7 protein-coding genes are annotated in these 7,454 nt (G+C 59.0%); 1 reads left to right on the top strand and 6 read right to left on the bottom strand.

Translation table 11 applies throughout. The features are described from left to right. On the top strand, window positions 1-718 hold a 718-nt coding region (locus tag AB4043_RS13895; protein WP_442307304.1), incomplete at its 5' end, for a helix-turn-helix domain-containing protein. Window positions 719-942: 224 nt separating this feature from the next. Here AB4043_RS13895 and AB4043_RS13900 read toward each other — a convergent pair. The 6 genes from AB4043_RS13900 to AB4043_RS13925 form a co-directional block, all read right to left on the bottom strand. Further along, window positions 943-2,376, bottom strand: a complete 1,434-nt coding sequence (locus AB4043_RS13900) for an efflux transporter outer membrane subunit (RefSeq protein WP_442302792.1) — start codon at window positions 2,374-2,376, stop codon at window positions 943-945. 9 nt (window positions 2,377-2,385) lie between these two features. Beyond that, on the bottom strand, window positions 2,386-2,673 hold the full coding sequence (locus tag AB4043_RS13905; protein WP_442307305.1) for a hypothetical protein: 288 nt from the start codon (window positions 2,671-2,673) through the stop codon (window positions 2,386-2,388). Further along, window positions 2,673-3,170: an efflux RND transporter periplasmic adaptor subunit gene (locus AB4043_RS13910; RefSeq protein WP_442307306.1), complete on the bottom strand. Its 498-nt coding sequence runs from the start codon at window positions 3,168-3,170 to the stop codon at window positions 2,673-2,675. Before AB4043_RS13910 ends, AB4043_RS13905 begins: the two co-directional genes overlap by 1 nt. A gap of 11 nt (window positions 3,171-3,181) precedes the next feature. Beyond that, the gene (locus AB4043_RS13915) at window positions 3,182-6,355 is read right to left on the bottom strand and encodes an efflux RND transporter permease subunit (RefSeq protein ID WP_442302794.1); all 3,174 of its coding nucleotides are present in this window, start codon (window positions 6,353-6,355) and stop codon (window positions 3,182-3,184) included. Next, window positions 6,342-6,752, bottom strand: a complete 411-nt coding sequence (locus AB4043_RS13920; protein ID WP_442302795.1) for a response regulator transcription factor — start codon at window positions 6,750-6,752, stop codon at window positions 6,342-6,344. The genes AB4043_RS13915 and AB4043_RS13920 overlap by 14 nt, the downstream gene beginning before the upstream one ends. A gap of 53 nt (window positions 6,753-6,805) precedes the next feature. After that, the coding region (locus AB4043_RS13925) for a response regulator transcription factor (RefSeq protein ID WP_442307307.1) at window positions 6,806-7,454 on the bottom strand (649 nt) is incomplete at its 5' end.

The following is a 7,454-nucleotide window of genomic DNA, read 5'->3' on the forward strand; positions in this document are numbered from 1 at the left end:
CAAGAAGTTGACCGTCCCGGAGGAGATTGTCTCCTCGATGAACGATGACGAGTTCAGCATCAACTTCCGCTGGTTGCAGGCGGTGGAAGCGGAGCCCCGGGCGCTAACGGATCATTGTTTCGCGTGGATGGTGACGATTGCGCAGCATGGCACGGGAAAGCCAGTGACGCCTCTGCGCGTGGAGTACATTCAGCCACGATCGAAAGTGCGTGAGATGGAGCGGCACTTTGGCTGTCCGGTGACGAGCGGCGCCTTCCAGAACGTGATTGTCTTTCGCGCAGAAGATGCGAAGCTTCCGTTCGTGACCAGGAACATGGAGCTGCTGGATATGCTGGCTCCGCAGTTTGACGAGCAGATGAAGCTGCACCAGGCGACGGACAGCCTCGTCGAGCTGGTGAGACGAGCAATTCAGGACCGGCTGACCGGCCAGCGGCCATCCATTGAAGTGGTGGCGCGTGCGCTGCATATGAGCTCGCGTACCTTGCAGCGCCGCTTGCAGGAAGGCGGCTCGAGCTTCCAGCGGGTTCTCGATGAGGCGCGTCACCAGATGGCAAGGTACTATCTCAGCAACTCAGCGCTGGAACTGAATGAAGCCGCCTATCTGCTCGGCTTCCAGGACCCGAACTCCTTCGGCCGTGCCTTCCGCTCGTGGGAAGGTGTGCCGCCGGGCGATTGGCGCGAGACGCATCGGGCATCGACGACAGCATCGGCCGTGTAGTCATCGCTGCGATTCTGCATCATCCCATCACACGACATTCAGTGCGCCTTAAGGTAGAGGCGCAGCTCGTAATAATGCGTCTTTCTCTGTCCTGCCGTCGTCTAAACGTGAAGATTCAGAAGTATCTCTCCGCGAAGAGATAAGTTCCTTGGTTAGCCTCCAGGGTCCCGGCGGTGGGCGAAACTCGCTCATCGCCGGGTTTTATTAGGCCTGGCTGTGGCATTCTAGGGAGTTGCGGTCCCATTCCATCCGCCGCCCAGGGTTTTGATCAGAACGACTGAGGCGACCATGCGTTCTCCGGCGATCTGAGCCGCGCTGCGCTCATTGGCCAGCACCATCTGCTCCGCGACCACTACGTCAAGATAACTTACAAGGCCGCTCTTGTACCTTGCTGTTGCGATGGCTTGTGCCTGCTGCGCTTCCTGCACCGCTCTGCCTTGTGCGTCGGCCTCCTGTTCCAGGAAGTGAAGTGCGGAGAGCTGATCTTCGGTCTCGCGGTAGGCGCCGAGGACCGTCTTCTCATACTGCGCCAACGACTGTCTGTAGACAGCCTGAGCCTGTTCTACACCGGCTTTCAGTCTGCCGCCGGTAAAGAGAGGCGCTGCCACAGACGCTCCGAGGGAGGCGATGCTGTTCTGCCAGTTGAGCAGATGGACTGCATTGCTGCTCTCGTATCCAGCCAGGCCGGTAAGCGACAGTTGCGGGAAGTAGGCAGCCTTCGCAACACCGATCTGTGCAGTGGCTGCAGCGACGGAGCGGTCGGCCTCCACGATGTCAGGGCGTCGCTCGAGCAGGTTCGCCGGCAGCCCGATGGGGATCCGTGGAGGAAGAGCCTGCAACGGAGCGGCGGGCAGTGAGAAGCTTTCCACGGTACGTCCCAGTAGCACCGCCAGGCCATGCTCCATCTGCGCCCGCTGCAGCTCGGCGGCATGTTGTTGCGCCACCGTTTGATCGAGCAGCGTCTGTGCCTGCTTGACTTCAAGCTCGCTGCTGAGCCCTTTCTGGAATAAGCTCGTCGTCAGCTCCAGACTCTGACGAAGTGTATCGATCGTGTTGCTGAGAATCTGCAACTCCTGGTCCGTCTGGCGGAGGTTGTAGTACGTCGCTGCAACATCGGACTCGACGGAGAGCGTCACGAAGCGAAGGTCCGCCTGGGACGCCTCCTGTGTCGCCCGGGCAGATTCGATCGAGCGCCGGATGCGTCCCCAGGCATCGAACTCATAGCTGGCCGCAAGGGATAGCTGAAGATCGTTATACGTGGCCGACCGTCCCGCCGTATTGCCGTTGTTGGGGCGGTTCTGTGCCTCACGCGCGCGAAGCGCGGATCCGCCGACGCCGAGCGTCGGATACAACTGCGAGCGTACGCCCTGGGTAAAGGCGGATGCCTGATCGACATGGGCTACGGCGATCTTGATATCGCGATTCGCCTGGTCGGCCTGGGTCTCAAGGTCGTTGAGTACAGGGTCGTTGAAGACCTTCCACCAATTTGTATATGCGATCGAGCTCTGGGAATTGTCGGACGATGCGTTTGCACCGGCGAACGTGGGAGGCACCGGAACGACCGGCTTCTTATAATTCGGGCCTACCATACAACCCGCTAACAGCACGGTGAAAGCGCAGGCGAGGACGGCCGAAGTGAAACGCTGCTTGCTCTGCATGGTTCCTCCTTAGTTTTGACCTGCTGCTGCGTTCTGAATGTCGGCGCGCATGCCGTCGATCAGATAATCAGGTGGGCTGGAGACAACGGCATCGTTTGCCGAGATGCCGCTTGTGACTTCCACTGAGTCGCCGAAGTCGCGTCCGACGGTGACCTTCTTGAGCAGGATGGTGTTCTGCGAAGTCACGGTGGCGACTTGTGGCCCGCTCGCCTGGTAGAGAACAGACCCGGACGGGACGGTCAAAGATGAGACCGGTTGTGTGATATGGAAGCGTACCGTGGCATAGGCGCCGGGCATTAGCTCACCTTTTGGGTTCGGCACGTCGATCTCAGTAAGCAGCGTATGTGAGGCTGCGTCGAGGCGGTGATATTCGCCAGGGTGAGGTTCGCCTGTACCTGGTTCACGGTTGCACGCGCCTGATTCAGCTCCTGGTCGATCTCAGGTGAGTCAATCTCGGCGAGGAGCTGGCCTTGGCGCACGTGGGTACCGATGTCGGCGTACCAGTGGGAGACGTAGCCGCTTGTCCGTGCATAGATCGGTGAATCGGAGTAGGCCTGCAGGGTTCCGGGCAGCGTGAGTTCGCTGTTAGGCGCGCCCGCTTTGGCATGGATGATCGAGACCGGTTCCGATTCCAGGGCGCGCGTGGTTGCGGCGAGAGCTTTCGTCTGCCGCCCCCGCAGGCCGAGTGTCAGAACTCCGGCAACGCAGAGCACCGCGGGAACCAGAAGGAAGAACAGAAGCCGTCTGCCGTTGGAAGAAGGTGAAACGGAATTAGATGGAGTGAGTTCAGTCATGGTTGATCTCCCTATGCGTTGCCCGGCGTGGGGGCGTAGTTTGTGCTGCGCTTGTTGCGAATGAGCGCGAAGACCGTGGGAACAAAGAACAGGGTTGCGACGGTCGCGAAGAGAAGGCCGCCGATGACGGCCCGTCCGAGAGGCGCATTCTGCTCGCCTCCATCGCCGAGGCCGAGCGCCATCGGAATCATGCCAATGATCATTGCCATGGCGGTCATGATGACCGGCCGCAGGCGGGTCGCCCCAGCCTCCATGGCTGCCTTGATCGCATTTTTGTTCTCCTGGAAATGCTCGTTGGCGAAGGTGATGATGAGTACGCTGTTCGAGGTCGCCACTCCGATGCTCATGATGGTTCCCATCAGCGCCGGGATACTGAGCGAGGTATGTGTCAGGAAGAGGAACCAGCAGATACCGGCCAGTGCTCCTGGCAGGGCTGTGATGATGATGAAGGCCTCAGTCCATGACTGGAAGTTCACGACCAGCAGCAGATAGACGAGCGCGATGGCGAAAGCCAGACCAGCGAAGAGCCCTGTAAATGACGCCTGCATCGTCGCTACCTGTCCGCGAGTGAAGATGCGGCTGCCGCGAACAAGATGATGCGATGCGTCATCCACGATCCTCTGTACATCGTTGGCGACTCCACCGAGATCGCGGCCCTGCACGCTGCCATAGATGTCGATAACACGTTGTACATCGTAGTGGCTCACGACCGCGGGCTCAGAGGTCCGGCTCCTCGTGGCAAGGTTCTCGAAGAGCTGCGGCGTGGGCGCGCTGGGTGAGTTGATGGGAATATTTCCGATGGCGTCGATAGAGCTGAGTTTGTACTGTGGCGTCTGCACCGCGATGTTGTAGGAGACGCCATTCTTTGGGTTGAGCCAGAAGTTTGGCGTCGTCTGGAAGCTGGAACTGAGAGAGACGAGCACGTTCCCGGCGACATCACGCTCCGTCAGGCCCACCTGCTGAATACGAGTGCGGTCAATGTCATATTGCAGGCGCGGTTGATCAACCTGCTGCTGGATATGAACGTCCACGGCTCCGGGAACCGATCGCATCTTGTTTGCGATCTGGGAGGCGAGCGCGAAGTTGCTCTCGAAGTCCTTGCCGGCGATCTGGATATCGATCGGAGCCGGGACGCCGAAGTTCAGCGTCTGGCTGACGATGTCGGCGGGCTCGAAGAAGAACGTTGTCCCAGGAAATTGCTTTGGCAGCTCTTCGCGCAGCTGTGCCACATACTCTGCCGTTGGGTGGTGTTTCTGGTTGAGTGAGATCAGCACCTCGGCATCTGCGTTTCCAATGGTGCCGCCGTTGCTGTACGAAAGGTTGATGCCGCTGGTCGGCAGACCGACGTTGTCCAGAATTCCGCCCATCTCCTCTGCGGGGATCTGGGTTCTGACATACCGGTCAACCTCGTCCACCAGACGCGCAGTCTCTTCGATACGAGTACCCGTTTTTGCCCGTACATGCAGGCGAATCTGTCCGGCATCGACATAGGGGAAGAAGTCGCGCCCCAGCAATGGAATGAGCAACACGCTTCCCAGGCAGAAGGTAATGAAGCACGCTGCAAAGATTGTGCGGTGTTCCAGGCACTGCGAGAGAAGGTGAGTATAACGATCGCGCAACCGGTCGAAGGCAGCCTCAAACCGCTGATGGAGCCGTGCGAAGCGGCCAGGCCTGGCGTCTGATGCAGGATGCCGGTGTTCCTCCACCTCTTTGGGAAGCAGGAACATCACCAGTGTGGGGATGATGGTGCGCGAGAAGAAGTAAGAGGCCAGTAGCGCGAAGACAACGGCTTCGGCGAGAGGAACGAAGAGATAGCGCGCGACGCCGGTGAGAAAGAACATYGGCACGAAGACGATGCAGATGCAGATCGTTGAGACAAAGGCGGGTACGGCAATCTCCTGGGCGGCATCGAGAATGGCCTGGCGGAGATCTTTCCCCATGGCCACATTGCGCTGCATGTTCTCGATCTCTACGGTCGCGTCGTCGACCAGCACGCCAACCGCAAGCGCTAGGCCGCCGAGCGTCATGATGTTAATGCTTTCGCCAAGCGCACTGAGGATGAGGAGCGAGGTAAGGATCGAGAGTGGAATCGAGATGCAGATAATCAGCGTGCTACGCCAGCTCCCAAGAAAGACCAGGATCATGATCGAGGTGAGACAGGCCGCGATCATCCCTTCGCGTAGAACTCCGTTGAGCGACGCCCTGACGAAGACGGACTGATCGGCGATGGGCCGCATCACCAACTCGGGCGGAAGTGTTGATGCGATGCGCGGCAAGATCGACCGGATGCCGGAGACGATAGCAAGGGTTGAGGTGCTGCCCGCCTTTTCAATCGTGAGCAGGGCGCCGCGCTGGCCATCCTGACGAACAATGTTCTGTTGCACGGCAAATCCGTCGCGGACGTTGGCGACATCGCGCATGAAGATCGATCCGCCATTGATGGTCTTTACCGGAAGCGCATTGAGCTGGTCGACCGTGATCGGAGTGCCGTTCAGGCCCACCGTGTATTCGGTTTTACCGATCTTTGCCGTGCCCGAGGGCAGAATCACATTCTGCGCATTGATAGCGTTGACCACGTCGACCGGAGAGAGGCCCTTCGAGGTGAGCTGTGCCGAATCGATGTCCACCATGATCTGGCGAACCTTACCGCCATACGGCAGGGGAACAGCGGCGCCGGGAACGGTGGCAAGCTGTGGGCGGATGAAGTTTGATCCGAAGTCATTCAGTTGTTGTTCAGAAAGCCCTTTCCCGCTCAGGCCGAGTTGCAGAATGGGCACCGTGGAGGCGCTGTACTGAATCACGAGTGGGGGCGTGATGCCGGAGGGGAGCTGCTTCAGCGTTGCCTGTGCCTCAGCCGTAACCTGCGCAATAGCGCCATCCACATTCGCCTGCGGCTGCAGGAAGACTTTGATGACAGAAACCCCGTTGAGCGACTGCGATTCGATGTGATCGATATTGCCCACCGTCGTGGTCAGCGCGCGCTCGTAAATGGACGTGACGCGTGACTCCATCTCCGCTGGTACCAGACCGTTATAGGTCCAGATAATGCTTACAACCGGAATATTGATCGAAGGGAAGATATCGACCGGTGTCCGCATCAGCATGACCGGACTAATGAGAAAGAGCAGAAGCGCGAGAACGACAAAGGTGTACGGACGCGAAAGCGCCAGCCTAACAATCCACATCGAAAGCCTCCCGTGTGCGGCTCCACCTTAGGGCCAGCATTACAAGGCGGACAAGTTCTTCACCGTCAAATGGTTTGTAGAGAAGGGCGAAGGCCCCATGTTGCCGGGCTTGACGCCACACGGCATCGTCCTGATGCGCTGTGAGGAAGATCACGGCTAGATTAGGCAGCTTGCTTCCTATCCGCCGCTGCAGCTCACAGCCGTCCATGCCCGGCATGCGAACATCCGTGACCAGGCAACCGATCTGCTGCGTTCCTTCATGGGCAAGAGCTTCCTCCCCCGAGGAGAAGAGTAGATGTTCTATGCCTGAGGACCGGAAGAGTTGCTTCAGCGATTCACGCACGCGGTGGTCGTCATCGACGACTGCGACGATACGGGATGTTTTTCCAGCGGCCATGCGGTCTCCTACGATCGAGYTTCATCGTAGGAAATTCGGCAGGGGGCCAACAATTATCGTTTTGTATTAGACGACAGAGGCTCGATTCCCAGCCTCGCGGCGAGCCGAACGAGATCTGCAAGGGACTCTGCTTCCATCTTCTTCATAATCTGGCCCCTATGGATGCGAATGGTGATCTCGCTGGTACCCAGTTCCCATGCGGTCTGCTTGTTCAAAAGCCCTGCGATCACGAAGGGAAGTACCTCCCGCTCCCGCGGAGTCAGCAGGGCGTACCGCTTCCGGATGACATCAAGCTCAGCGAGCCTGGCTCGGGTCGATGTATCGAGTTGAATACCGGCCTCGATGGCCCGGAGCAATTCCTCGTCGTCAAAGGGCTTTGAAAGAAACTCGGTCGCGCCTGCCTTCATCGCCTTGACGGTAGAGGGAATATCTCCGTGCGCTGTAAGAAAAACAATGGGAGGCGTATCTTCTCCGGTGATCTTTCGTTGCAGTTCCAGACCATTCATACCGGGAAGATCCAGATCGAGGATGAGACATGCGGCTCTGTCCGGCCGATTGAAGTTCAGGTAGGACGCGGCTGAGTCAAAGACGACGACCTCGTACCCCGCCGATGCGAGCAGAGCCTGCAGTGCCTCCCGCACTCTGTAGTCGTCATCGACAACGTAGACGATCGGCTGCCTGCCGCTCATGCGGTATGCTCCC

Source organism: Terriglobus sp. YAF25, assembly GCF_052113305.1.
Classification (GTDB): Bacteria; Acidobacteriota; Terriglobia; order Terriglobales; family Acidobacteriaceae; genus Terriglobus.